The organism is Pandoraea sp. PE-S2R-1, from assembly GCF_002179865.1.
GTDB lineage: Bacteria > Pseudomonadota > Gammaproteobacteria > Burkholderiales > Burkholderiaceae > Pandoraea.
The window spans coordinates 1-25,583 of the sequence record NZ_NGUR01000005.1 but is presented as its reverse complement, the minus strand read 5'-3'; the positions used below and the strand labels follow the sequence as shown (position 1 = coordinate 25,583).

The 25,583-nt window shown below is 62.5% G+C and carries 21 protein-coding genes; 3 read left to right on the top strand and 18 right to left on the bottom strand.

Translation table 11 applies throughout. The features are described from left to right. Window positions 1-67: 67 nt before the first annotated feature. The 15 genes from ftsA to coq7 form a co-directional block, all read right to left on the bottom strand. The gene (ftsA, locus tag CDV44_RS01360) at window positions 68-1,300 is read right to left on the bottom strand and encodes a cell division protein FtsA (RefSeq protein WP_010806905.1); all 1,233 of its coding nucleotides are present in this window, start codon (window positions 1,298-1,300) and stop codon (window positions 68-70) included. Window positions 1,301-1,322: 22 nt separating this feature from the next. Continuing rightward, on the bottom strand, window positions 1,323-2,159 hold the full coding sequence (locus CDV44_RS01355) for a cell division protein FtsQ/DivIB (protein WP_058376192.1): 837 nt from the start codon (window positions 2,157-2,159) through the stop codon (window positions 1,323-1,325). Between the two features lie 50 nt (window positions 2,160-2,209). Further along, window positions 2,210-3,193, bottom strand: coding sequence for a D-alanine--D-alanine ligase (locus CDV44_RS01350; protein ID WP_084656438.1), 984 nt, complete (start codon window positions 3,191-3,193; stop codon window positions 2,210-2,212). 1 nt (window position 3,194) lies between these two features. After that, the gene (gene murC / locus CDV44_RS01345) at window positions 3,195-4,604 is read right to left on the bottom strand and encodes a UDP-N-acetylmuramate--L-alanine ligase (protein ID WP_087686361.1); all 1,410 of its coding nucleotides are present in this window, start codon (window positions 4,602-4,604) and stop codon (window positions 3,195-3,197) included. Between the two features lies 1 nt (window position 4,605). Next, window positions 4,606-5,709, bottom strand: a complete 1,104-nt coding sequence (gene murG, locus CDV44_RS01340) for an undecaprenyldiphospho-muramoylpentapeptide beta-N-acetylglucosaminyltransferase (RefSeq protein ID WP_371328716.1) — start codon at window positions 5,707-5,709, stop codon at window positions 4,606-4,608. Beyond that, the gene (gene ftsW, locus CDV44_RS01335; RefSeq protein WP_058376195.1) at window positions 5,706-6,974 is read right to left on the bottom strand and encodes a putative lipid II flippase FtsW; all 1,269 of its coding nucleotides are present in this window, start codon (window positions 6,972-6,974) and stop codon (window positions 5,706-5,708) included. The genes murG and ftsW overlap by 4 nt, the downstream gene beginning before the upstream one ends. Then, window positions 6,971-8,494: a UDP-N-acetylmuramoyl-L-alanine--D-glutamate ligase gene (gene murD, locus CDV44_RS01330; RefSeq protein ID WP_087686360.1), complete on the bottom strand. Its 1,524-nt coding sequence runs from the start codon at window positions 8,492-8,494 to the stop codon at window positions 6,971-6,973. The genes ftsW and murD overlap by 4 nt, the downstream gene beginning before the upstream one ends. A 126-nt stretch (window positions 8,495-8,620) precedes the next feature. Continuing rightward, window positions 8,621-9,790 (bottom strand): phospho-N-acetylmuramoyl-pentapeptide-transferase, encoded by a 1,170-nt coding sequence (gene mraY, locus CDV44_RS01325; RefSeq protein WP_058376197.1) that lies wholly within the window; start codon window positions 9,788-9,790, stop codon window positions 8,621-8,623. A gap of 15 nt (window positions 9,791-9,805) precedes the next feature. Then, entirely contained in the window at window positions 9,806-11,215 is a 1,410-nt protein-coding gene (murF, locus tag CDV44_RS01320) for a UDP-N-acetylmuramoyl-tripeptide--D-alanyl-D-alanine ligase (protein ID WP_087686359.1), read from the bottom strand. Continuing rightward, on the bottom strand, window positions 11,212-12,750 hold the full coding sequence (locus CDV44_RS01315; protein ID WP_087686521.1) for a UDP-N-acetylmuramoyl-L-alanyl-D-glutamate--2,6-diaminopimelate ligase: 1,539 nt from the start codon (window positions 12,748-12,750) through the stop codon (window positions 11,212-11,214). Before CDV44_RS01315 ends, murF begins: the two co-directional genes overlap by 4 nt. A 32-nt stretch (window positions 12,751-12,782) precedes the next feature. Continuing rightward, complete coding sequence (locus CDV44_RS01310) at window positions 12,783-14,558, bottom strand: penicillin-binding protein 2 (protein WP_058376199.1); 1,776 nt, start codon at window positions 14,556-14,558, stop codon at window positions 12,783-12,785. Further along, window positions 14,555-14,899 carry a cell division protein FtsL gene (gene ftsL / locus CDV44_RS01305; protein WP_087686358.1) on the bottom strand — a complete coding sequence of 115 codons (345 nt, stop codon included), beginning with the start codon at window positions 14,897-14,899 and terminating at the stop codon, window positions 14,555-14,557. The genes CDV44_RS01310 and ftsL overlap by 4 nt, the downstream gene beginning before the upstream one ends. After that, window positions 14,896-15,849, bottom strand: a complete 954-nt coding sequence (rsmH, locus tag CDV44_RS01300; protein WP_087686357.1) for a 16S rRNA (cytosine(1402)-N(4))-methyltransferase RsmH — start codon at window positions 15,847-15,849, stop codon at window positions 14,896-14,898. The genes ftsL and rsmH overlap by 4 nt, the downstream gene beginning before the upstream one ends. A gap of 22 nt (window positions 15,850-15,871) precedes the next feature. Beyond that, on the bottom strand, window positions 15,872-16,300 hold the full coding sequence (mraZ, locus tag CDV44_RS01295; RefSeq protein WP_039406026.1) for a division/cell wall cluster transcriptional repressor MraZ: 429 nt from the start codon (window positions 16,298-16,300) through the stop codon (window positions 15,872-15,874). Window positions 16,301-16,742: 442 nt separating this feature from the next. Then, complete coding sequence (coq7, locus tag CDV44_RS01290) at window positions 16,743-17,441, bottom strand: 2-polyprenyl-3-methyl-6-methoxy-1,4-benzoquinone monooxygenase (protein WP_087686356.1); 699 nt, start codon at window positions 17,439-17,441, stop codon at window positions 16,743-16,745. A 318-nt stretch (window positions 17,442-17,759) separates the two neighbouring features. On the opposite strand from coq7, the gene CDV44_RS01285 reads away from it, so the two are divergent. Both CDV44_RS01285 and CDV44_RS01280 read left to right on the top strand, forming a co-directional pair. Then, the gene (locus CDV44_RS01285) at window positions 17,760-18,914 is read left to right on the top strand and encodes a porin (RefSeq protein ID WP_087686355.1); all 1,155 of its coding nucleotides are present in this window, start codon (window positions 17,760-17,762) and stop codon (window positions 18,912-18,914) included. Window positions 18,915-19,083: 169 nt separating this feature from the next. Next, complete coding sequence (locus CDV44_RS01280) at window positions 19,084-19,563, top strand: MarR family winged helix-turn-helix transcriptional regulator (RefSeq protein ID WP_058376204.1); 480 nt, start codon at window positions 19,084-19,086, stop codon at window positions 19,561-19,563. A gap of 164 nt (window positions 19,564-19,727) precedes the next feature. On the opposite strand, the gene CDV44_RS01275 is transcribed toward CDV44_RS01280, so the two are convergent. Together CDV44_RS01275 and CDV44_RS01270 are read right to left on the bottom strand one after the other, a co-directional pair. Beyond that, window positions 19,728-20,792 carry an aminopeptidase gene (locus CDV44_RS01275; protein ID WP_371328720.1) on the bottom strand — a complete coding sequence of 355 codons (1,065 nt, stop codon included), beginning with the start codon at window positions 20,790-20,792 and terminating at the stop codon, window positions 19,728-19,730. Between the two features lie 230 nt (window positions 20,793-21,022). Further along, window positions 21,023-23,098: a molybdopterin-dependent oxidoreductase gene (locus CDV44_RS01270; RefSeq protein WP_087686353.1), complete on the bottom strand. Its 2,076-nt coding sequence runs from the start codon at window positions 23,096-23,098 to the stop codon at window positions 21,023-21,025. A 213-nt stretch (window positions 23,099-23,311) separates the two neighbouring features. Between CDV44_RS01270 and CDV44_RS01265 the strand changes: the two genes are divergently transcribed. Next, window positions 23,312-24,508 carry a M20 aminoacylase family protein gene (locus CDV44_RS01265; protein ID WP_087686352.1) on the top strand — a complete coding sequence of 399 codons (1,197 nt, stop codon included), beginning with the start codon at window positions 23,312-23,314 and terminating at the stop codon, window positions 24,506-24,508. 69 nt (window positions 24,509-24,577) lie between these two features. On the opposite strand, the gene CDV44_RS01260 is transcribed toward CDV44_RS01265, so the two are convergent. After that, complete coding sequence (locus CDV44_RS01260; RefSeq protein WP_140413422.1) at window positions 24,578-25,351, bottom strand: DUF3047 domain-containing protein; 774 nt, start codon at window positions 25,349-25,351, stop codon at window positions 24,578-24,580. Window positions 25,352-25,583: the final 232 nt, after the last annotated feature.

Sequence of the window (25,583 nt, the reverse complement as noted above, 5' to 3'; positions counted from 1 at the left end):
CGCTCGGGTAAGCCGCCCGTGGGTTCAACACCGAATCCACACCCCTCAAACAACTCAATAAAACGACTTAAAAATTGCTGAAGAACCAGTCGCGCATGCGCGTCCACACCTGGTTCGCTTGTCCCGATTGCACGGCGACCTTGCGGCCGCGCATGCGTTGCGAGCGCCCTTCGAGCAGCAGGCCCATCGCGGTCGCGTAGCGCGGGCTGCGCACCACGTCGGCCAAGCCGCCCGCATACTCCGGCACGCCGATACGCACGGGCTTGAGGAAGATGTCCTCGCCCAGTTCGACCATGCCCGGCATCATCGCGGCGCCGCCCGTGAGCACGATGCCCGAGGACAGCAGTTCTTCGTATCCCGACTCGCGCACGACCTGCTGCACCAGCGAGAACAGTTCTTCCACGCGCGGCTCGATCACGGCCGCCAGTGCCTGACGCGAGAGCGTGCGCGGACCGCGCTCGCCAAGGCCCGGCACTTCGATCATTTCGTCCGGATCGGCCAGCGATTGCTTGGCGATACCGTGCTGAATCTTGATGTCTTCCGCGTCGGGCGTCGGCGTGCGCACGGCCATCGCGATGTCGCTCGTGATCTGGTCACCGGCGATCGGAATGACGGCCGTATGGCGAATCGCGCCTTCGCTGAAAATCGCGATATCGGTCGTACCGCCACCGATGTCGATGAGCACCACGCCCAGTTCTTTCTCGTCTTCGGTCAGCACCGAAATGCTCGACGCCAGCGGTTGCAGAATCAGGTCGTTCACTTCGAGACCGCAGCGGCGCACGCACTTCACGATGTTTTGTGCGGCCGACACGGCGCCGGTCACGATGTGCACCTTCACCTCGAGACGGATGCCGCTCATGCCGATCGGCTCGCGCACGTCTTCCTGACCGTCGATGATGAATTCCTGCGTGAGGATATGCAGCACCTGCTGATCGGTCGGAATGTTGATCGCCTTGGCCGTCTCGATGACGCGCGCCACATCGGCCTGCGTCACTTCCTTGTCCTTGATCGCCACCATGCCGCTCGAATTGAAGCTGCGGATGTGGCTGCCGGCAATGCCCGTGAACACGTTGGTGATCTTGCAGTCGGCCATCAGCTCGGCTTCTTCAAGCGCGCGCTGAATGGACTGCACGGTGGCCTCGATGTTCACCACGACGCCCTTCTTCAGGCCCCGCGATTCACTCTGGCCAAGACCGATCACTTCATAACGGCCTTCAGGGCGCAGCTCGGCCACCACCGCCACGACTTTCGACGTGCCGATATCAAGGGCGACCAACAGATCTTTGTAATCTTTGCTCATAGCGTGTGTAAGTCCTGAAGTCTCACTGGCTTCGCTTCACCGGGGCGGCAGGCTTCTTCGCTGCCGGCTTTTGCGAATCCCGCTTCTGCGGCGGTGCTGCGGCGAGTTTCTTGGCCTGCTCTTCGCTCAAGAAACGCATGCCCGCAGCCCGTACCGCAAAACCGTTCGGGTAACGCAGATCGGCATACTCGATCTGATTGCCCCAGCGCGCCGCTACCTGCGGATACGCCTGCACAAAACGTCGACTGCGTGTAACGAGGGTCTCGGGCGTACGCTCGCGTCCCAACGCCAGTTGCAGCCCCCCTGCCAACCGCACGCCCCAGGCGTAGCGGTTCGACAGCGTGATCGCTTCGGGTTTCATATTTAGCGGCGCGAACCACTTCACGAAGTCGTAGTACCGCGCCGTCACATCTTTCTCGCTGCCCGGCGGACCGGCGAATTCCGGCAACTTGCCGTCGTCCTCCGCTTCGGCCAGATTTGCCGCAAACAGTTCGCCGTCCACACTCACCAGACGGCCGTCGTTCCACGTCGCCAGCGGTTTGTACTCCTCGATCGACACCGCGAGCTGGTTCGGCCATACCCGACGCACGCTCGCATGACGCACCCAGGGCACTGCTTCGAACGCCGCGCGCGTGGCATCCAGATCGATCGTGAAGAAGTTGCCCTTCAACCGCGACACCGCATTCGCACGCAAGGTCGGCCCGTTGATGTGCGACACATCCCCGTCGATCTGAATCGCCTTGAGCGTGAAGATCGGTCGCTGAATCAGCCAATGGCCGCCCGCCGCGAGCGCCGCCAGCACGACGAGTGCGACGAGCGCACTCGCGATGGCGTTGAGCAGGCGTACGTTTTGCCACATGGCGATTCGCTTTCCGTATCAGGGCGTTCTTCAACGCGTTATTCAAGATGTCACTCAGGTTTCCACTGCGCGTTCGGATGCAGATCGAGCGTCGCAGTTGCCAGAATTTCAACTACCAGGTCTTCATACGACAGGCCCGCCGCCCGCGCCGAAATCGGCACCAGCGAGTGGCCGGTCATTCCCGGCGACGTATTGATCTCCAACAGATACGGCTTGTTGTCGCGCTTGCGCAGCATCACGTCGGCACGCGCCCAGCCACGGCAACCCAGCACCAGGTACGCGCGCAACACGATGCGCTGCACTTCTTCCTGCAACGAGACCGACAACGGCGGCGGGCACTCGTAGCGGGTGTCGTCCTTGAAATACTTGTTCTGGTAGTCGTAGTTCGCGTCCGGCGCGACGATGCGGATCACCGGCAGCGCACGCGCTGCGGCAGCACCCTTGGTGCCCACGCCGAGCACCGGCACGGTCAGCTCGTCCCCGTCGATGAACTCTTCGGCGAGCACGTCGGGATCGAGCGCGACGGCCTTCTCGAACGCCGCCTTCAATTGCGATGCCTCGGTGACCTTCGTCAAACCGATGGTCGAACCTTCGCGCGACGGCTTCACGATCAGCGGCAGGCCGAGATCGCGCGCCACGGCGTCGAAATCGCTGTCGGCGTTGAGCATCGTGAAGCGCGGCGTCGGCAGCCCTTCGTTGATCCACACGCGCTTGGTCATTTCCTTGTCCATCGCCAGCGCAGACGCCAACACGCCGCTGCCGGTGTACGGAATGCCCAGATGTTCGAGCGCGCCCTGCAACGTGCCGTCTTCACCGTAGCGGCCGTGCAGCGCGATAAACACGCGGTCGAACTTCTGCGCGGCCAGCGCGGCCAGGTCATGCATGCCGGTATCGAAACCGTGGGCATCCACCCCGCGCGAGCGCAGGGCTTCGAGCACGCCATTGCCCGAAATCAGCGAGATCTGACGCTCGGCCGAGCGTCCGCCCATCAGGACGCCAACTTTGCCAAAACGTTTCGGATCGAAAGCACTCACGTCAAACTCCTTGCTGAACTTGCAACTTCGCGGGCACCGCGCCGATCGAGCCGGCACCCATGGTGATGACAACGTCGCCCGCACGGGCGACCTGCGAAATGGCGTCGGGCAACAGCGCGACGTCTTCCACGAAAACCGGTTCTACCTTGCCCGCCACCCGCAACGCGCGCGCGAGTGCGCGGCCATCGGCGGCCACGATGGGCGCTTCGCCCGCCGAATAGACTTCGCCGAGGACCACGGCATCGGCTTCGGACAACACTTTCACGAAGTCTTCGAAGCAGTCGCGCGTGCGCGTGTAACGATGCGGCTGGAATGCCAGCACGATGCGACGCCCCGGAAACGCACCCCGGGCGGCAGCGAGCGTCGCCGCCATCTCGACCGGGTGATGACCATAGTCGTCAATCAGCGTGAACGAGCCGCCACCGTTCGCTTGCGGCAGTGCGATTTCGCCGTAGCGCTGGAAACGGCGGCCGACGCCGTTGAATTCGGCCAGCGCCTGTTGAATCGCGGCGTCGGGCACTTCGAGTTCGGTCGCAATCGCAATCGCCGCCAGCGCGTTGCGCACGTTGTGCTCGCCCGGCAGATTCAGCGTGATATCCAGCGGCGGTGCACCATCGCCGAAAGTGCGAAGCACGGTGAAGCACATACGGCCCGCATCAGCGCGCACGTTGATGGCGCGCACCTGCGCGTCTTCCGACAAGCCGTAGCGCACGATCGGCTTCGAGACGAACGGCAGAATTTCGCGCACGTTCGAATCGTCCACGCACAGCACCGCGATCCCGTAGAACGGCAGGCGCTGCGTGAAGGCCACGAACGACTGCTTCAGCCGCGCGAAGTCGTGCCCGTACGTATCCATGTGATCCGCATCGATGTTCGTGATGACTTCGATGACCGGATTCAGATTCAGGAACGAGGCGTCCGACTCGTCGGCCTCGACCACGATGAAGTCGCCCGTGCCGAGCTTGGCGTTGGCACCCGCGCTGTTCAGGCGGCCCCCGATCACGAAGGTCGGATCGAGCCCGCCTTGTCCCAGCACGCTGGCCACCAGACTCGTCGTCGTGGTCTTGCCGTGCGTGCCGGCAATGGCGATGCCCTGCTTCAGCCGCATGAGTTCCGCGAGCATCAGCGCGCGCGGCACGATCGGAATCTGACGGGCACGGCCCGCGAGCACTTCGGGGTTGTCTGCCGTGATGGCAGTCGACACCACGATGGCATCCGCGCCGTCGATGTTCCCGGCCGTATGGCCGCGGGCGACGCGTGCGCCAAGCGCCACGAGGCGCTGCGTCACGGCGTTGTCGCCGAGATCGGAGCCGCTGACCTGATACCCCAGGTTAAGCAGCACCTCGGCAATGCCGCTCATACCCGAGCCGCCGATGCCGACAAAGTGAATGTGTTTGACGATGTGTTTCATTTCAATCCTTGGCCAGGGACGCGCACACGCGCGCCACTTGTTCGGTGGCGTCCGGCTTGGCGAGCGCCCTGGCTTTCTCTCCCATCGCGAGCAGCGATTCGCGCGTCTGACGGCGCAACCACTCGGCCAGGGTCTCGACCGACAGCTCGCGCTGATCGATCAGCGTTGCCGCGCCCTTATCGGCGAGGAAACGCGCATTGGTCGTCTGGTGATCGTCGACCGCGTGCGGGAACGGCACGAACAGCGCCGCCACCCCGGCGGCGGCCACTTCGGCCACCGTCATCGCGCCCGCCCGGCAGATCACCAGATCCGCTGCGGCGTAGGCCTCGACCATGTTGTCGATGAACGGCAGCGCTTCGACCGTCACCCCCGCTGCGGCGTAATTCGCCTGCAACGTCTGAATATGTTTGACACCCGCCTGATGCGTGACCTGCGGACGCGTCTCGCGCGGCAGCTTGGCCAGCGCCTTCGGCACGATCTCGTTGAGCACCGTCGCGCCCAGACTTCCGCCCACCACCAGAATGCGCAGCGGGCCGGTACGGGCACCGTAACGCTCGGCCGGCGGTGCCATGTCGTCGAAATCGGCGCGAATCGGGTTACCGACCCACTCGCCGCGCTCGATCGTGTCGGGGAACGCCAGCAGCACCTTGTCTGCCACGCGCGCGAGCACTTTGTTCGCCAGCCCCGCCACCGAGTTCTGTTCGTGCAGCACCAGCGGGCGGCCCAGCAGCGACGCCATCATGCCCGCCGGGAACGTGATGTAACCGCCCATGCCGAGCACCACGCTCGGCTTGGCACGACGCACCGCCGCAAAGCTTTGCGCAAAGGCGCGCAGCAGATTCAACGGCAGCAGCAGCTTGGTCATCAGCCCCTTGCCGCGCAGCCCGCCGAACTTCACGAACTCCATCGGAATGTCGTACTTCGGCACGAGCGTCGCTTCCATGCCGTTCGGATTGCCGAGCCACACCACGCGCCAGCCCTGCACGCGCAAAAAATTGGCAACCGCGAGGCCCGGAAAGACGTGACCGCCCGTGCCGCCGGCCATGACCAGCAGCGTGCGTGTCTTCTTCTCCGGTGCCGGCATCGCGGTAGCGCGCTCGGTCATACTTTTCCTCCCCGCATCAGCACGCGGTTCTCGTAATCCACCCGCAGCAAAATCGCCACGGCCACACAGTTGAGCAAGATGCCCGAGCCGCCGTAACTGACCAGCGGCAGCGTGAGCCCCTTGGTCGGCAGCAGGCCCAGATTCACGCCCATGTTGATAAAGGTCTGCGCACCCAGCCACACGCCCACGCCCTTGGCCAGCAAGCCGGCGAACGTGCGTTCGAGGGCCAGTGCCTGACGGCCGATTTCAAACGCGCGGCGCACCAGCCAGTAAAAGAGCAGGATCACCACCAGCACGCCCACGAAGCCGAACTCCTCACCGATCACGGCGAGGATGAAGTCGGTATGCGCTTCGGGCAGGTAGTGCAGTTTTTCGATGCTGCCGCCCAGCCCCACGCCAGTCCATTCGCCGCGACCGAACGCGATGAGCGAGTGCGTCAACTGATAGGCCTTGCCGAGCGCGTAGTCTTCGCGCCACGGGTCGAGATACGCGAAGATCCGCTCGCGACGCCATGGCGAGAGCCAGATCAGCATGGCAAACGTGCCGACCGCCGTGAGCGCCAGACCGCCGAACAGGCGGCCATTCACGCCACCGAGGAAGAGAATGCCCATGGCGATAGCGGCCACCACCATGAACGCGCCCATGTCCGGTTCGAGCAGCAGCAACAGACCCACGAACACCACGGCAATGCCCATCGGCAGGAAGCCCTTGCCGAAGCTCTGCATGAATTCCTGCTTGCGCACGGTGTAGTTCGCGGCGTACAGCGTCACCGCGAGCTTCATGATTTCCGACGGCTGGAGGTTCAACACGCCAAACGGAATCCAGCGCTTCGAGCCGTTCACGCCCTTACCCACGTGCGGAATCAGCACGATGATGAGCAGCAGCAACGCGAGCAGGAAGACCTTGGGCGCGAGCTTGTCGAGTGTCTTGACCGGAATGCGGAAGGTGATGACGGCCGCCGTCAGCCCGATCGTGAGCGACACAATGTGGCGGCCGAGAAAGTGATACGTCGAGTAGCCGTTGTACTTCGGCGAATCGGGCAGTGCGACCGATGCCGAGTACACCATCACCAGACCCAGCGAGAGCAGCGTAATCACCACCCACACGAGGGCGTGATCGTATTCGAGCATGCGCGAGCGCGTGGGCTTGATGCTGCCCAGCGTGCGGCTCGCCGCCGTGGTTGCCGCGCCCGGTGCCGTGGCCGTACCCGCGCCGGCAAACCCCGCCTGACGCTTCTTGCTGAAGAACGACTTGAGACGATTCATAGCATCACCCCCGCGTCGGCGGCCAGATCAATGACGGTGTCGCGAAATACCTGCGCACGATGCTCGTAGTTGCGGAACATGTCGAAGCTCGCGCACGCCGGCGAGAGCACCACCGCGTCGCCCGGCTGGGCCAGCTTGGCGGCTTCGCGCGTGGCGTCTTCGAGCGTCGGCGCGTCGATCAGATCGACGCCCGTGTCGGTCAGCGCTTCGCGCAGCAAACCGGCGTCGCGGCCAATCAGGAACACGGCGCGCGCATGGTGCGCGACCGGGTTGGCCAATGGCGAGAAGTCCTGCCCCTTGCCTTCGCCGCCCAAAATCAGCACCAGCTTCTTTTCCAGACCGGTGATCGCGGCGACCGTGGCACCGACGTTGGTGCCCTTGCTGTCGTCGTAGTACTCGACTTCGTTGATGCTGGCCACGAGTTGCACGCGATGCGGCTCACCCGGGTATTCGCGCAGGCCATGCAGCAGCTTGGCCATCGGCAGGTCGATCGCACGGGCGAGTGCCAGCGCCGCCAACGCGTTCGACGCGTTGTGCTGGCCCCGGATGCGCAGCGCATCGGCCGGCATCAGACGCTTGCCGAACACTTCGACGACGGCCTGCTCGGCGTTCGCCTTACGGCGCTTCGGCGCGGGCGGCGCATCGTCGCGCGTGATGCCTTCCACCAGCCACCACATGCCGCCTTCCATCTCCAGACCGAAATCGCCCACGGCATCGGGCGCCGACGTGCCGAACGTCACGACATTCGCCTCGGGCGACGCCATGGCGATCACGCGCGAATCGTCGCGATTGAGCACGCGAACGGTCTGTGGCCCGAAGATGCGGGCCTTGGCGGCAACGTACGAATCCATGTCGCCGTGCCAGTCCAGATGGTCTTGCGTGATATTAAGAATGGTCGCTGCGTCCGGGGCGAGAGAGTGCGTGGTCTCGAGCTGGAAGCTGGAGAGTTCGAGCACCCAGACGTCGGGCAGCGTTGCGTCGGCGATGCACTCGGTCAGACGATCGAGTGCGGACGGGCTGATGTTGCCCGCCACGGCCGTACGCTTGCCGGCGCGACGGCACAGCAAACCGGTCAGACTCGTTGTCGTGGTCTTGCCGTTCGTGCCGGTGATCGCGAGCAACTTCGGAGCGTAGCCGCTGGTCGCCTGCATATGGCGCAGCGCCTGCGCGAAGAATTCAATCTCGCCCCACACGGGAATGCCGCGCTCGGCGGCCTCGGCCAGCAGCGCGGTCACATCGGACGCGAGCGGCGAGAGACCGGGGCTGATGCCGATCAGTTCGATATCGTCGAGCAACGGGTCGATGCGATCGGCAAATGCGCCGCCGACAAACTCGGCCTGCGGGGCTTCGGCGTACAGCGTGGCGACGTTCGGTGCACTCGGCGGCAACGCGCGCGTGTCTGCCGCACGGACGCGGCAGCCGTAACGCGCGCACCAACGTGCCATCGCCAGGCCGGACTCTCCCAGACCCAGGATCAGGACACGCGGTTGCCAGGATTCACCAAACTTCTCGCCAAACACGTCGCTCTTCCTTTTATCGATTCAAACAACCTACGAATGCATCGCTTCTTTGCCGCCGATCTCCCACTATCGGCGTGAGCGGCCCTACCTTTAGCGCTTTACGACTTTTTGCGTCTTGATACCGCCTTAGCGCAGCTTCAGCGTCGACAAGCCGATCAGTACGAGCATCAGCGTGATGATCCAGAAGCGCACCACGACCTGCGTTTCTTTCCAGCCCGACAGCTCGAAGTGGTGGTGCAGCGGTGCCATCTTGAAAATGCGCCGCCCTTCACCGAACCGTCGTTTCGTGTACTTGAACCACGTGACTTGCAGCATCACCGACAGGGTTTCCGCCACGAACACGCCGCCCATCACGAACAGCACGACTTCCTGACGCACGATCACGGCCACGGTGCCGAGGGCGCCGCCGAGTGCCAGCGCGCCCACGTCGCCCATGAAGACCTGCGCCGGGTGGGTGTTGAACCATAGGAACGCGAGCCCGGCCCCCGACATCGCGGAACAGAACACGAGCAACTCGCCCGCGCCCGGAATATGCGGGAACAGCAGGTATTTCGAGTAGACGACGTTGCCCATCACATAAGCGAACACGCCAAGCGCCGCACCGACCAGCACCACCGGCATGATCACCAGACCATCGAGACCGTCGGTGAGGTTAACGGCGTTGGACGAGCCGACGATGACAAAGTACGTGAGCGCAATAAATCCGAACACGCCCAGCGGGTAGCTCATCGTCTTGAAGAACGGCACGATGAAGTCGGCCTTCGGCGGCAAATCGAGCGGGAAGCCGTTACGCACCCAGCTGATGAACAGCTCGAAAACCTTCAGGTTGCTCGTCTCGGACACCGAGAACGCCAGATAAATGGCGGCGAACAAGCCGATGATCGATTGCCAGAAATACTTCTCGCGCGACGACATGCCGCGCGGGTCCTTGAACACCACCTTCCGGTAATCGTCGATCCAGCCGATGATGCCGAAGCCCAGCGTGACCATCAGCACGATCCAGATGAAACGGTTGCTCAGATCCGCCCAAAGCAGCGTGGCGACGGTAATGCCGATCAGAATCAGCACCCCGCCCATCGTGGGCGTACCCGACTTGATCAGGTGTGTCTGCGGGCCATCGGTACGCACGGCCTGACCCACCTTCATTTCGGCGAGCTTGCGGATGACCATCGGCCCGAACGAGAGCCCGATCACCAGCGCCGTGAGGCTTGCCATCACGGCCCGAAACGTCAGGTAGTTGAACACGCGCAAATAGCTCGCATCCGCTTGCAGCCATTGCGCCAACGTCAGCAACATTCCATCAATCCTTTTTTACTTGGCCGGGGCGTCGCCGCCCCCGGTTTCACTCGTAGCGCGCAGTGTTTCCAGCACGCGCTCCATCCGCATGAAGCGGGATCCTTTAACCAGCACCGTCGCCGGCGCACTCAGCGTCGCGTTCAGTGCCGCCACCAGCGGTGCGACGTCCGCGAAATGCTCGCCGCCGTCGCCGAATGCCGTGACCGTGTCCTGCGTTTGTTCACCCAGCGTCATCAACACATCGATGCCGCGTTGTGCCGCGTATTCACCCACTTCCCGATGAAACTCGGGACCGTTGTCGCCCACTTCACCCATGTCGCCCAGCACCAGCACGCGCGGCGCAGGGGTTTGAGCGAGTACGTCGATGGCGGCCCGAACCGAATCGGGGTTCGCATTATAGGTGTCGTCGATCAGCGTGACGCCGGCGAGCGGCCCCTTCGAGAGCGTCGACACGTTAAGTCGGCCTTTGACGGCAGAAAACGCTTCGAGTGCCCGCACGATCGAACCAATATCGACATGCGCGCCGAGCGCGCACGCGATCGCGGCCAGCGCGTTGCGGGCGTTGTGCTCGCCGAGCAGCGGCAGCTTCACCGTAAATTCACCAGCGGACGACGCCACGCGCAGCACGCGAGTGGCCACGTCATAGCGGCCGGACACGGCCGCGCGCGCATCGAGCGCGAAGTCGAGCACGCGGCGCTTGGTGCCGGGTGCGTCGGCAATCTCCCGCCACATCGGCGCGAATTCGCTTTCCGCCGGGAAGACGGCAACGCCATCGGCCGGCAGCGCCGCCAGCACGGCCGAGTGTTCTTCGGCCACGGCGGCCACGCTCACCATGAATTCCTGATGCTCGCGCTGTGCGTTGTTGATGACGGCCACCGTCGGCTGCGCAATGCGCGCCAGATAGGCCGTCTCGCCCGGGTGATTCATGCCCAGTTCAAGCACGGCGAGCTTGTCGCTGTCCTTGAGGCGGAACAGCGTGAGCGGCAAACCGATGTCGTTGTTGAAGTTGCCCGCCGTCGCCAGTCGAGCTTCGACACCGACCGCCTCGGCGAAGATCGCCGAGATCATTTCCTTGACCGTCGTCTTGCCGTTGCTGCCCGTCACGGCCACGACCGGAATCGCGAAGCGTCGACGCCACGCGGCTGCCAATTCGCCCAGCGCGATACGTGTATCGGGCACGAGCAATGCCGGCGCCTCGAAACCGTCCGGTACGCGCGATGCCACCACAGCGGATGCGCCAGCGCGCACCACGTCGGCGAGGAAGTCGTGCGCATCGAAGCGCTCGCCCTTGAGCGCCACGAACAAATCGCCCGGCTGCACCGAGCGGCTGTCGGTCACGATGCGGGCAAATGCCGTCGCGTCCGAACCCAGCACTTGGGCATCGGTCACGGCGGCCTGCGCATCGCTCAGTTGCCACATGCTCATTCGCCACCTCCGCGCACGGTCGTTGCACGCGCTGCAAGTGCCAGACGCGCGTGCTCCTGATCGGAGAACGGCTTTTTCTTGCCCATGATTTCCTGTGTACTTTCGTGCCCTTTGCCCGCAATCAGCACCACGTCGGCGGCTTGCGCGCCGCGCACGGCTTGCAGAATCGCGCTCGCGCGGTCTTCGATGCGGCGCGCGGCGTCGGGCTGCGCGAGACCGGCAGCAATCTGCGCCATGATCTCGGCAGGCACTTCACTGCGCGGGTTGTCACTCGTGAGGACGATCGCATCGGCCAGACGCTCGGCCACCGCGCCCATTTGCGGACGCTTGCCCGCGTCGCGATCGCCACCGCAGCCGAACACGCAGACGAGCTTGCCGCCGCGAGCATCCGCCACCGGGCGCAGGGCTGCGAGCGTCTTGTCGAGCGCGTCGGGCGTGTGCGCGTAATCGATCACCACGAGCGGCTGCCCCGGCTGACCGATCTGTTCCATGCGTCCGGACACCGGCGTCAGCGAGGCGAGTGCGGCAATCGCGGCATCCTGCGGCACACCGGCGGCGAGCGCAGCGCCCAGCACGGCCAGCGCATTGCTGATATTGAATTCACCGATCAGCGGCACCGTGATCTGCTGGCTATGACCGTCGATATGCAGCGTGAAGCGCGTACCGATGGTCGTCGCGCGAATGTCTTCGGCGCGCAGCACGGTATTGCCGTGCGCCGACGTCGCGTCACCATGCAGCCCGTATTCGTAGACCGGCGTCTTGCCTTTCAGACGTGCGAGCAGGCGCTGGCCCATCGCATCGTCGCGATTGATCACCGCAGACTTCAGACCCGGCCAGTCGAACAGGCGCGTTTTGGCCGCTTCGTACTCGGCCATCGTCCCGTGATAGTCCAGATGGTCTTGCGTCAGATTCGTGAACACGGCGACGTCGAAGGCCACGCCGTTCACGCGTCCCTGATAGAGACCGTGCGACGAGACTTCCATCGCGAGCGCCGCCGCGCCTTGCGCGCGCAGATCGGCAAGACTGCGCTGCAACTGCACGGCATCGGGCGTGGTGAAGCCAGTCACCGTCAGATGACCGGGGAAGCCACTGCCCAGCGTGCCGATGACCGCACTGCGCGTGCCCGCTTTCGTGAGCAATTGCGCGAGCCATTGGCTGCACGACGTCTTGCCGTTGGTGCCCGTGACGCCCAGCATCGTCATGCCGACGCTCGGCTCGCCGTACCACAGCGATGCCAGCGGACCCGCCAGCCAGTCAAGTCGCGGCACGCCGAACTGCGGCACATTGCCCAGATTGGCAACGCCTGACGGCCACGTGAAATCGTCGCTCTGCCACAGCACCGCCGCAGCGCCACGTTCCACCGCATCGGCGATGAAACCGCGGCTGTCGGCGCCCTTGACCGCATAGGCGACAAACACATCGCCCGGCCCGACGCGACGGCTGTCGGCATGCAAGATAGCACCGGCCGGCACCGTGCGGCGCAGCCAATCCCAAGCCTGCGCCAGCGTGGCGCGCTCAGTGGCGTTGGCGATCATCGCCAGCGTGACGGGGGTGGCGGGGGTGGAGTTTACGGTGCCCATGGCTCGCTCTCCTCCACGGCGTCGCTCACCACGAGCTTCGTTACCGGCGAATCCGGCACCACATTGAGCGAGCGCAGCGTGCCACCCACGATCGCGGCAAACGCCGGACCGGCAGCCACGCCGCCGTAGTGAGCACCACGGCCCGGCTCGTCCAGCGTCACGGCCACAATGATGCGCGGCTCGGACATCGGCGCCATGCCGACGAACGACGCGCGGTATTTGCTCTTGTCGTAACCCTTGCCCGATTGCTTGTAGGCCGTCCCCGTCTTGCCGCCGACGCGGTAGCCGATGACCTGCGCGCGCGTGGCGGTACCGCCCGGCGACGTGACCATTTCAAGCATCTTGCGAACTTCGCGGGCCGTGGCGGGCGAGATCACCGGCGTGCCCTTGACGGTGCTGCCGTCGGTCTTGTAGATCGAGATCGGCAGCAATTCGCCGTCGTGTGCGAACACGGTGTAGGCACGCGCAAGTTGAATCAGCGAGGCAGACAAGCCGTAACCGTAGCCCATCGTCGCCTGTTCGATCGGGCGCCAGCTCTTGGCCGGACGCAGACGTCCCGCCACCGCGCCGGGGAAGCCGATCTTCGGCGCCTGACCGAGACCCACACTAGTAAACATGTCCCACATTTCCTGCGACTTCATTTGCAGGGCGATTTTCGCGGTGCCGATGTTGCTCGAATGCTGGATCACGCCCTGCACGGTGAGCAACCCGTAGTCGCGCGTGTCCGTGATCGTTGCGCCGAAGAAGTTGGCGCGGCCGGTGGTCATCACCGTCGTCATCGGCTTCACGTAGCCGTTTTCGATAGCCGCTGCCACGGTGATCGGCTTCATGATCGAGCCCGGCTCGAACGTGTCGGTGATCACGCGGTTGCGCAACTGGGCGCCGGTCAGGTTAGTGCGGTTGTTCGGGTTGTACGTCGGCAGGTTGACCAGCGCGAGCACTTCGCCCGTGCGCACGTCGAGCACGACCGCACTACCCGCTTTTGCACCGGTGCGCTCGATGGCGTCCTTCAACTCGCTGTAGGCGAGAAACTGAATCTTGCTGTCGATCGAGAGCGTGATGTCGTGGCCGTCGCGCGGCTGCGCGAGGATGTCCAGATCTTCGACCACGCGGCCCAGCCGGTCCTTGATCACGCGGCGGCTGCCCGGCGTGGCGGCGAGGTCCTTCTGCATCGACAGCTCGACGCCTTCCTGCCCGACGTCTTCCACGTTGGTGAAGCCGACGATATGCGCCGCGATTTCGCCTTCCGGATAGAAACGCTTGTATTCCTTGCGCTGATAGATCCCCGGAATGTCCAGATCGGACACTTGCTTGGCGACGTCCGGCAGCACTTGGCGCTTCACGTAGACGAAGCTCTTTTCCTGATTGAGTTTGCGGCGCAGATCGGGCTCGCCCATCTCCAGCAGACGCGCGAGCTTGCGCACCTGATCGGTGGAGACATCTTCGGGCACGTCTTCGGGAATGGCCCAGATGGCCTTGACCGGCAAGCTCGTCGCGAGCACCTGCCCGTTACGGTCGAACACTTTGCCGCGCGTGGCGGACATCTCCAGTGTGCGTTCGTAACGGCTCTCGCCCTGACGTTGATAGAAGGCGTTACCGGGGCCCTGAATCCAGAAGGCGCGTGCAGCCAGTGCGGCAAACGCGCCGAAGATCACGAAGACGAGCATCTTCGAGCGCCACATCGGCAGACGCACGGACAGCACGGGGCTGGCAGAGAACTGCACATCCTTCGTCTTGGCCTTGGCGTCCTTGCGGCGGATCATCGCTTGCCTCCGCTGGCAGGGGCCGACGCGGCGCTCGCGGTCGGCACCGGCACGTCGACCATCGCGCCCGTCCCGCCGGCCGGGGCCGACAGATATTGCGTGCGGCCTGGGGAGACGGCCTGCATCTTCAGGTCGCTGCGCGCCACGTTCTCGATGCGCGCGCTCTTGCTCTGCGCGCTCTGTTCATATTGGAGACGGTCCCAGTCCTGCAACAACTGATGCTCGAGCGCCTGCTCGCGGTTCAGTTCGACGAACGTCCCGCGCGCACGATATTGCGCATTGATCAGCGACAGCGCGCAGCCGATGAGCAGCGCGAGCAGGAGGATGTTGAGCCGGCTCATGTCGACACCCGCTCCATGACCCGCATGATCGCCGAGCGCGCACGCGGGTTCGCTTCCACCTCGGCGGCGGAAGGCTTGCTCTTGCGATGGGCTTTGAATGGCGGCTCGGGGATTTCGTGGGCGCGCAAAGGCACGCGGCGATCCACCACCGGCGCGCTCGTGCGCGCTTGCATGAAGCGCTTCACGATGCGGTCTTCCAGCGAATGAAAGCTGATCACCACGAGTCTGCCTCCGGTTTCGAGGACATCGGCCGCCGCTTCAAGTGCTATCTCGAGATCCGCAAGCTCTTGATTGACGTGAATCCGTATAGCCTGAAAGGTGCGTGTTGCCGGGTCCTTGCCTTTCTCACGGGTCTTGACGGCGCCAGCCACGATCTCGGCAAGCTCGCGAGTGCTGACGAGTGGACCGAGGTGATCGGCGTTTGCCCGGCGAGCAACAAGCGCCTTTGCAATCTGAAAAGCAAACCGTTCTTCCCCATAGTCCTTGATGACCTCCGTCATTTCTTCCAGCGTTGCCCGGGCCAGCCACTCGGCGGCCGACTCGCCGCGCGTGGTGTCCATGCGCATGTCGAGCGGCCCGTCGAACCGAAAGCTGAAGCCGCGCGCAGGGTCGTCGAACTGCGGCGACGACACGCCCAGGTCCAGCAATACGCCCGACACCTTGTCGACACCGCGACGGGCAAGCCCGTCACGCAGCGTCGCAAAGCTGTCGTGCTCAATCGAAAATCGCGGATCGGCAATCTTTGCCGCCTCCGCGATCGCTTGGGGATCCTTGTCGAATGCGATCAGCCTCCCCTGGGCCCCCAGTCGCTCGAGAAGTCTGCGACTGTGCCCGCCCCGCCCGAACGTTCCGTCGACGTATACGCCTTCGTCGCGCCACAGCAGGGCGTCCACGGCCTCATCCAGCAGGACCGTGCGGTGCTGCATTACCGTTTCCACCGCGTGCGCCATGCTCGTCGGACCACCTGATCAATCAAAAAGTGAAGTTTTTCAGTGCTTCCGGCATACCTTGCGCCATCGCTGCCTGTTCCTTGGCGGCGTAAGTCGCGGCATCCCAGAGTTCAAAGTGACTGCCCATGCCCAGCAGCATGACTTCCTTGTCCATGCCTGCGGCGGCACGCAATTCCGGCGCTACCAGGACACGCCCCGCCGAATCCATCTCGACGTCAGCGGCGTTGCCCAGGAAAATACGGCGCCACCAGTGCGCATCCATCGGCAGTGCGGCGATCTTGCCGCGGAAGATCTCCCATTCGGGACGCGGAAACAGCAGCAGACAACCATCGGGGTGCTTCGTGATCGTGACCTTGCCTTCGGCCTCGCCTTGGAGCACGTCACGATGCCGGGCCGGAATCGACATCCGTCCCTTTGCATCCAGTGAAAGTGCCGAGGCTCCCTGAAACACGTGCGCTCCGTGAGGTTTCGACCGCCTGTCCGTCATGCCGAGAGAGAAAGATTTCGTGCCTAACGCCACACAAAAATACACTTTCTCACACTATTTCCCACTTTAGAGGAGAGTGTTTGGCCGGTCAAGCGTTTCGCCGGTTTTTCGAAGGGGATTTGTTAGGCAGAACAATGACTTAGCGCACTTTCCTCAAGCAGCCAAACGAATTTTTGTCAGAAAAATTAATGACATAACTGCGATAGTGAAAGTGGAACCTCAAACTTATGACCCGGCCTCGCGCGAGGCCCGCCAACGCTGTCGATACCGGGTAGTGCGCGCTCACGCCATTCGGCGGCCTGCCAAATGGCGCATGACACGGGCTACGCGAGGGGAGAACGACACGAGAAGAGAGGGTGTGCCTGAGGCGATCGCAGTGCGCTGACGAAGTACGTTTTCGAGTGCTCTATATATAGTAGGCCGTCGTCGTCATGACCTTGGCGGCGGCGCGCATGACGCGCTGCACTGGCGCTGGCAACTCAATACCACCGGCATCACGCGCCGCCTGGCCGTGTTCGATCTCATCGAGGCGCATCTGATCGACGATGGCCCGCGAGCGCAGATCGTGCGCCGGCAGCTCATCCAGATGGGTATCGAGATGGTGTTCGACCTGACGTTCGGTCTCGGACATGAAACCGAGGCTGACGTTATCGCCGCACTTGCCGGCAACAAAACCGATCGCGAACGCACCGGCATACCAGAGCGGGTTGAGCAGACTAGGCCGGGAGCCCAGTTCGGTCAGCCGGTGTGCCGTCCATGCGAGGTGATCCTCTTCCTCCTTGCCGGCATGCTCAAAGGCCCGACGCAATTCGGGCCGCTTGGTCGCCAGTTTCTGTGCCTGATAAAGCGCCTGCGCACAAACCTCACCCACATGATTCACTCGCATGAGGCCGGCGACATGGCGACGCTCCTGCGGGCTCAACGCGTCGTCGGCACCTTCCGGGGAAGAAGCTGACGCACCATCGGTCGCGCCAGCTGCCCCACCGACTTGGGTCGACTGAGCGGTCACTTTTGCGGGGACGGGAGTCGGCCGGGAGGCTTGCGTGACACCCACGATTGCTCGCAGGCCACGGTCAAGTTCGGAGATCAGGCTGTCAGAGAACATCTTGCTTTCAACTCACTTCAATCTTTCACAATGTGGAATTCAGGACGATTCCACCGCGCCTGCCGGGGATCATACGCCCCTTTGCCAGACGTGCCTTGCGCGGGAGCAAACGCGCGTAACCCGCGCCAGAAGCCGGTTTCCGGGCTGTTGCGTAAACGAAACAAAGGTCGCCGCAAACCCGCGCAAAACCGGCCTTTTCCTTTGCCGCCCACATTGAATTTGTTACATTACGTCCAACTTCTCGCGAAGTTGATTAGCAAGGACGTTATCACTAGTGACCTTGTTAAACAAATCTCACAATCCTTTGGAGATCACTCAATGAAAAAGTCGCTTCTCGCTCTGGGTGTGCTCGGCGCATTCGCTGGCGCTGCTCACGCACAAAGCAGCGTGACCCTGTACGGTATCATCGACGCTGGCGTTCAATACGTCAGCCGTTCGGGCGGCAACTTGGCCGGCACGGGCACCACTTCGAAGAACTTCCAGTTCGCCAACGGCAACCTGCAAGGTTCGCGTTGGGGCCTGAAGGGCGCTGAGGACCTCGGTGGTGGCCTGAAGGCTATCTTCGTGTTGGAAAACGGCTTCAACCTGGGCAACGGTACGCTGGGCCAAGGCAGCCGTGAATTCGGTCGTCAAGCATACGTCGGCCTGAGCAGCGCAACGGCTGGTACGTTGACCATCGGTCGTCAGTACGACTCCGTGGTGGACTTCGTTGGTCCGTTCGCAGTCGGTAGCCAGTGGGGCACGTTCGCAGGCGCCCACCCGTTCGATAACGACAACTTGAACAACTCGTTCCGCGTGAACAACACTGTCAAGTACACGTCGATCAACTACGCTGGCTTCAGCGCAGGCGGTATGTACGGCTTCTCGAACTCGGCCAACAACGGTACGGCTGGTTCGGGCTTCGCTAACAACCGTGCGTATTCGTTCGGTGCTGGCTACGCTAACGGCCCGCTGTCGTTCGGCGCTGGCTACTTGTACATCGCCTCGCCGGGCACGAACACCAGCGGTGTTCTGACCGCAGGTGACGTCAACACGCCGATGAACCTGGGCGGTGCTGCTGTCAGCGACAAGGCATGGATCGGCGCAGCCGGTCTGTCGTACGCCTTCGGTCCGGCAACGGTCGGTCTGGTGTATGGCCACAGCTCGTACACGTACGTTGGTGGCGGCAGCTGGAAGTTCGACAACGTCGAACTGAACGGCAAGTACATGCTGACCCCGGCTCTGCAACTGGGCGCTGCTGTGACGTACACGTGGTCGACGCTGAACAACGTCGGCACGAACGTGTCGCCGAAGTACACGCAAGCCACCATCGGCACGGACTACTTCCTGTCGAAGCGTACGGACCTGTACCTGGTTGGTCTGTACCAACACGCCAGCAGCGATGCTCCTGGCGGCGCGTCGATGAACGGCCTGGGCTTCTCGAACAACTCGAACCAGTTCGCAGTTACGAGCGGCATCCGTCACAAGTTCTAAGCTGACAGTTTTCGTCACTTAGTCTTTGTTTGACGAAAGGGCACCTTCGGGTGCCCTTTTTTTATTGCACGCGCGTTGTTTCCAGACCAACGCCCCACGGAATCCCGGCTTGACCCGGCGTTTATTTCAAACCTAAAATTTCCATACTGTAAATTTCATTGCGCCTCCCATGAGCCTCGCCGATTCCGACTCTCTCGATCTCGAAACGCGAGCCAATGATCGCGAGCACGACGCCTTGCGTCTTTGGCTGCGGCTGCTCACCTGCGCCAACATGATCGAAACCGACATCCGGTCGCGGCTACGCCAGGATTTCGATTGCACCTTGCCGCGCTTCGATCTGCTGGCACAGCTCGATCGCCATCCCGAGGGGCTGAAGATGGGAGAGCTCAGCAAGCGCATGATGGTCACCGGCGGCAACGTCACCGGCATCACCGATCAATTGGAAAAGGAGGGCTGGGTGACGCGTGAGACCGTCGTCAACGACCGGCGCGCCTTCCTGATCAAGCTCACGCCGCGTGGCAAGAAGGCGTTTTCGAACATGGCTCGCGCACACGAGGAATGGATCGAGCAACGGCTAGGCCGATTGCCTGAAGACAGGCAGCGTCAGCTATATGCGTTGCTGGGGGATTTGAAGGCGGTGATTGCCTGACGCTTAGGCCGATATCCCGACAAGACGTCGGGCGGTGATTTTTAAAAGCCCGGCCTGCCAAGGGGCGTCGCGAGGACACTAAAAAACTGACCTGTTCGACGCGAAGCTCCCCGAAGAGGGGCATCGGACATGACGCGGGCCACCGCAAAACTCAATCGCTTCCGCTACTTGGCAGCATGTTCTCGTGCGTTCAAGGTCGCCCGCGCGGCGGCGGCCGCCGGTGTTTCGTCTAGTGCGGCAAGCACCGCATCACGGTCGGACGCTTTGCGCTTCGACAACGCTTTCACTGCGGCATAGAACTTGGGCAAATCGTTGCCCTCTTGCGCGAGCAGCGCCATGAATGCTGGCACCCACTGGTTGTAAGTAGCGAATGATCCGATCTTCGCGTTATTTAGATCACTTGCGAACCAAAGGTCGAACCCTCTGTATCCGCCCCATGACACTTTGAGCGCCGCATAATCGGCGCGCATGTGGGTGAACAGGATCTCCTTCTGTGCCGCCTTCTGCTCATCACTGTCCGCCCCGTTGTAGAGCGCTTCCAACTGCTTCCGGTAGCCTTCGACCAGATCGCGGAACTGCCGCCGATACGCGTCATACCGCTCATACTCGATCGCCGCATCCGGATGCGCCGTCAGCCACCGCTGCACGCCGACCGTTTCTACCGTCACCGCAAACGATTCATTGAACGTCGTATCGCCACGGACAAACAGAATCTGATGCGCCAGCTCATGGAAGATCATGCGGGCGACTTCGGCGCGCGGCAGGTAGATAAAGGTGCTGAGCAACGGATCATCGAAGTACCCAAGTGTCGAATACGCGGGAATCCCGGCCACGAAGGTTTCCCATCCGTCGCGGTGTAATTCGGCGGCATAAGCCTCGGCCGACTCCCGGGAGTAATACCCGCGATATTCGACGCATCCGACAACCAGCAAACACGACTCGTGCAGCTTTAGCGAGAGCGCCGGCGCAGCGAACACGTTATAGACGACGAACGGCCGCTTGATATCGGCATAGCTGCGATAGCTGCCATTGTCGGGCTCACCCAGCGCCGTCACGGCGTAGCCACGAATCTGCTCCGCCTCGGCAAGACGCACCCGCAGACGAGGGTCCAGCGAGGGGTCCGCAAGCAAATCATCGACCGGTTTCGCCTCGTGCAGCATCGTGAAATGCCCGTTGATCGACTGCGCATAGTAGCCAACCTGACTGCACCCGCTAACGGCGAGCAACATTACCCACGCCGCCAGGGCTTTGAGACGCCGCAAACCGATCGGGTAAGGCTTCGCAGACCAGGTCGACATGAGAAGCTCCATGAGCAAGGATGTTCACCGGAGCGCGTAAAGGCTCCTAGGCACCAGAGTCAGCTGTCGGCTGGCGGTCGCGGGCAACTGGCGGCCTCTCGTCGCCGTTGCCTGCTTTCGTCTCGCGGTCGTCGGTACTTCAGTCCGATATTTCCGTCCGCTCAGGCCGGGGCGACGTCGACAAGGCAGTCATAGAAGGTCGGTGCGCGGCCGAGATCCGTGAGTTGCTGGCTCGTGACTTCGTTAGCGTTCTTGCCATCCGGGGCCAGCTTCTTCCACCAGATCGACAGCCCGACAACCACGCCCTCGCGGGCTTTTTCCGTCACCCGCGCTTTGGCGTTCAGGGTGCCGCGATCGTTGAAGATACGCACACCTGCACCATCCGAGATCCCACGCGGCGCAGCGTCTGCCGGGTGAATATCGAGGGTCGGCTCGCCAACGGACGAACGCAGACTGTCCACGTTGACGAAACTCGAGTTGAGGAAGTTGCGCGCAGGCGGCGAAATCATTGCCAGTGGATAGCGTGCCGCCAACGTCGGGTTACTCGCGACCGATTCGTACGGCGGCACCCAATCCGGCAGCGGATCGAACCCTTCCTGCACCATGCGTTCGGAATAGAACTCGCATTTGCCGGACGGCGTAAAGAACCCGCCATTGGCAAACGGCGCCTCGGGCAAGTCGTAACGCACCCAACCGTCGCGCTTCAGCGTCTCCCAATCGGTGCCGGCCATACGCGGGTCGGCCCATCGAATCGACTGCTCCGCCAGTTGGTCATCCGAATCTGAGAAGCATGGCTCCTGCCACCCCATCCGTTGCGCGAGCAAGCGGAATATCTCGGAATTCGGTTTCGTTTCACCCAACGGCGCGATCGCAGGATTGTTCGCGAGCAGATAGGTGTGGCCATAGGCCTTGTGGATATCCAGATGCTCAAGCTGCGTCGTCGCCGGCAGGACGAAGTCCGCGTAGTCAGCCGTGTCGGTCTGGAAGTGTTCCAGCACCACAGTGAACAGATCCTCTCGACCAAAACCCGACGCCACCTTGCTCGACTCGGGGGCCACGGCCACCGGGTTGCTGTTGTAGACCACGAGCGCCTCGATCTTCGGTCCGAACGACGCGTCACCCGGATGACACAGCGCGTCGCCGATGGCGCTCATGTTTACCAGGCGCGGCACCTTGTCCGGCACTGGGCGAAGGTCCGGACGGGTCTGAGCGAGCCCGTCAACGGGGGCAAAACCCGAAGTCGACATCAGCATGCCGCCGGCCGGGTCCCGCCACGCGCCGATGAGCGCCGGGAGGCACGCGACAGCACGCGTTGCCTGACCGCCCCCCTTGGCGCGCTGCATGCCGTAGTTCAGTCGAATCGCCGCAGGTTTGGCGCCGGCATACTCTCGCGCCAACGTAATGACCGTCTCTTCACTGATGCCACAAATCTCGGCGACGCGCGCGGGCGTATAGCGCTGCGCCCGTTCCTTCAATTGGGCGTACCCGACCGTGTGTTGCGCGATGTACTCGTGATCAACGAGATCCTCGGCAATCAGCACATGCATCATGCCAAGCGCCAGCGCCGCATCCGTGCCGGGCAGCAGCGCAATGTGCTGATGACATTTCTCTGCAGTGAGCGAGCGATACGGATCAATCGCGATCAACTTCGCGCCGCGCCGCTTGGCCTCCTGCGCGATCGCCCAGAAGTGCACGCTCGACGTAATCGGGTTGCTTCCCCAAATGAGAATCAGCTTGCTGTCGACAAAATGTTCGACGTGCATCCCGACGCCCGCGCCATAGGTGTAACGCAGACCGGCGGCACCCGCACTCGCACAGATCGTGCGATCGAGATCGGACGCACCAAGCTTGTTAAAAAAGCGGGCCGCCATGGTCTCGCCTTGCACAAAGCCCATCGTGCCGGCGTAGCTATACGGCAGGATCGCTTCGGGATCGCGCGCGGCAATCTCCGTCAGGCGAGCCGCGATCTCGTCGAGCGCCTGATCCCAGCTCACCTGCACAAACTTGCCGGCGCCCTTCGGCCCCACACGTTTTAGCGGATGCAACAGGCGGTCGGGGTGATAGGTACGCTCTGTATAGCGAGAGACTTTCGTGCAGAGCACGCCCTTGGTTGTCGGATGGTCAGGGTCGCCCTGAACCTTGATCGCGACGCCATTCTCCACCGTCACGTGAAGTGCGCACGTGTCGGGGCAGTCATGCGGGCAAGCGGCCCGAACGACGTGAACATTGGACGTCATGAAACTACTCCTCTCTCTACCGAAATGCTGCGTCTGGCTGGGGTGCGACGCTGGCGTTATTGTATTACGTTCGCTGGCGCTTCGCCCCGCCTGGCGCGGCAGAGCCGCATTTTCCAGACACGTCTGTGCTGCCGCTCGGGCGATTCCTATCGAGATGCCAGACCCTGCCTTTAGGGGTAAGATGAGCCATTGCGTACGCAGGAAATCCCCGTCATGAAGCTTATTCCCGAAATCGATGCCGCTCGCGGCGAAATTCAGACCATTCGACGTGACATTCACGCGCATCCGGAACTGTGTTTTGAAGAAAAACGCACCTCCGACGTGGTGGCCGAAACGCTGACGAAGTGGGGCATCCCCATTCATCGCGGACTTGGGACCACGGGTCTTGTCGGCGTCATCAAGAACGGCAGCAGCGACCGTGCGATCGGTCTGCGCGCCGACATGGATGCCCTGCCGATCAAAGAAGCCAACACCTTTGAGCATGCGTCGAAGCACGAAGGCAAGATGCACGCCTGCGGCCACGACGGCCACACCGCCATGTTGCTGGCTGCGGCGCAGTACCTCCAAAAACATCGCAACTTCGACGGCACGGTGTACCTGATCTTCCAACCGGCAGAGGAAGGCGGCGGCGGTGCGCGCGAAATGATCAAGGACGGCCTGTTCGAACGCTTCCCGATGCAAGCCGTCTTCGGCATGCATAACTGGCCGGGTGTACCCACAGGCACATTTGCTGTCACACCGGGGCCGATGATGGCCTCGAGCAACGAATTCAAGATCACGCTGCGCGGCAAGGGTACGCATGCGGGCATCCCGAACGCCGGCATCGACCCCGTCATTGCCGCGGTGCAAGTTGCTCAGGCGCTCCAAAGCATCATCACGCGCAACAAGCGCCCGATCGACGCCTCGGTGCTGTCGATCACGCAGATTCACGCGGGTGATACCACGAACGTGGTGCCGGACACGGCATGGCTGGGCGGTACGATCCGCACGTTCTCGCTGGAAGTTCTGGACCTTATCGAATCGCGTTTGCGCGAAATTTCGGAGTTTGTGGCCAAAGGCATGGGCTGCTCGGCCGAGATTGAATTCCAGCGTAATTACCCGCCGACGATCAATGATCCGGCAATGGCTGCTTTGTGCGCCGACGTGATGCGCGAGGTCGTGGGTGATGAAAACGTGAACGATAAAGTCGAGCCGACGATGGGCGCGGAAGATTTCTCGTTCATGCTGCTGGAAAAGCCGGGTGCCTATGTCTTTATCGGTAACGGCGACGGTACGCACCGCGATACCGGTCACGGCCTTGGCCCCTGCAATCTGCACAACGCCAGCTACGATTTCAACGACGACTTGCTGCCGCTGGGCGGGACCTACTGGGTGAAGCTGGTCGAAACCTACTTCGGGCGCGATCAGTAATCACTGGCACGTTGACACGCTATTCGACAAAAAAGCCGGCAATAGCCGGCTTTTTTACGGCGATTGAAACTACTTTGCCGCGGTGGTGGTAGGAATACCATCCGTATCCAATCGAATATCGCCGTACCACGCGGTGAATTTCGATTGCGTATTGTCGCCATCGCTCATGATAGCGATGCCGATCAGTCGCCCCGGCGGTTCGCCGAATGCCTTCTCGTAATCCTTTGCGATATCACGCGAATACGATTGCCATTGTCCGAGCCCGTCAGTGCCTCGCTGAACTACGATCGCGCGGATGCGTGCGGTGTAGGGATTTCGAACCACCTCATCCTGTGCGAACTTCCCGTCGCCCCATGTGTACATCAGCGTTGCATACGGCAACTCGCGTCCGCTCACCAGGCGCGCCAGTTCACGATGCAAATGGTCTTGCACAGTGAGTTTCGCCGGATCCCCGTCGAAAGCGAGTGCGATCCGCACAGGTGCATCATCGTATCGTTTCGTGCGGATATCGGCGGTGGCCGGCATTTCATCCGCACGCCATCGCCAATTCAACTTGGCGCCGGGATAGATGGGAATATCCAGTTTCTGAGCGATGCCTGACGCGGATTCGTCGACCTTTGCGCGAATCACGGCAATGCCGTTCGCATCAAGCGCCTGCTCGTAGTTCGTACGACGCTTGTTGTGCGTCACGAGATAGGTCTCCCAGTGAGGCGGAAGACCATCGGCGTTCACCGCAGCGGAAAGGGGGGCGATGTCGTCACTTCGTGCGGGCGTCGTTGTCGCGACCGTATCACTGACGGCCTGATGCGTGGCGCATCCAGCGATCATGATTGCAATACCCACTGCGCCACCAACCAAAGTCCATCTACGCCACGTTGCATGGCGCTTACGTCGATCATCATCTACCACTGGTTTCACTCCCCGAACCACGACTAACCCCGTGATCGAATCCTAAGCGAGAAACCGATGTCGATCCATCCGAAGTTTCACTTCACGACACTGATGCAACACATTTTGGTTTGTGAGGAGGCGTAACACTCACGCACGACGTTATGGAATTCCGTCCGCGCAAAGC

Excerpts from the sequence above, each read along its gene's own strand:
- CDV44_RS01355 (WP_058376192.1), bottom strand. The coding sequence starts at position 2,159 with ATGTGGCAAAACGTACGCCTGCTCAACGCCATCGCGAGTGCGCTCGTC.
- CDV44_RS01270 (WP_087686353.1), bottom strand. The coding sequence starts at position 23,098 with ATGACGTCCAATGTTCACGTCGTTCGGGCCGCTTGCCCGCATGACTGC.
- murF (WP_087686359.1), bottom strand. The coding sequence starts at position 11,215 with ATGAGCATGTGGCAACTGAGCGATGCGCAGGCCGCCGTGACCGATGCC.
- coq7 (WP_087686356.1), bottom strand. The coding sequence starts at position 17,441 with ATGTTCTCTGACAGCCTGATCTCCGAACTTGACCGTGGCCTGCGAGCA.
- CDV44_RS01310 (WP_058376199.1), bottom strand. The coding sequence starts at position 14,558 with ATGATCCGCCGCAAGGACGCCAAGGCCAAGACGAAGGATGTGCAGTTC.
- CDV44_RS01285 (WP_087686355.1), top strand. The coding sequence starts at position 17,760 with ATGAAAAAGTCGCTTCTCGCTCTGGGTGTGCTCGGCGCATTCGCTGGC.
- ftsA (WP_010806905.1), bottom strand. The coding sequence starts at position 1,300 with ATGAGCAAAGATTACAAAGATCTGTTGGTCGCCCTTGATATCGGCACG.
- murC (WP_087686361.1), bottom strand. The coding sequence starts at position 4,604 with ATGAAACACATCGTCAAACACATTCACTTTGTCGGCATCGGCGGCTCG.
- CDV44_RS01280 (WP_058376204.1), top strand. The coding sequence starts at position 19,084 with ATGAGCCTCGCCGATTCCGACTCTCTCGATCTCGAAACGCGAGCCAAT.
- ftsL (WP_087686358.1), bottom strand. The coding sequence starts at position 14,899 with ATGAGCCGGCTCAACATCCTCCTGCTCGCGCTGCTCATCGGCTGCGCG.
- CDV44_RS01265 (WP_087686352.1), top strand. The coding sequence starts at position 23,312 with ATGAAGCTTATTCCCGAAATCGATGCCGCTCGCGGCGAAATTCAGACC.
- murG (WP_371328716.1), bottom strand. The coding sequence starts at position 5,709 with ATGACCGAGCGCGCTACCGCGATGCCGGCACCGGAGAAGAAGACACGC.
- mraY (WP_058376197.1), bottom strand. The coding sequence starts at position 9,790 with ATGTTGCTGACGTTGGCGCAATGGCTGCAAGCGGATGCGAGCTATTTG.
- CDV44_RS01275 (WP_371328720.1), bottom strand. The coding sequence starts at position 20,792 with ATGTTGCTCGCCGTTAGCGGGTGCAGTCAGGTTGGCTACTATGCGCAG.
- ftsW (WP_058376195.1), bottom strand. The coding sequence starts at position 6,974 with ATGAATCGTCTCAAGTCGTTCTTCAGCAAGAAGCGTCAGGCGGGGTTT.
- rsmH (WP_087686357.1), bottom strand. The coding sequence starts at position 15,849 with ATGGCGCACGCGGTGGAAACGGTAATGCAGCACCGCACGGTCCTGCTG.
- CDV44_RS01315 (WP_087686521.1), bottom strand. The coding sequence starts at position 12,750 with ATGATCGCCAACGCCACTGAGCGCGCCACGCTGGCGCAGGCTTGGGAT.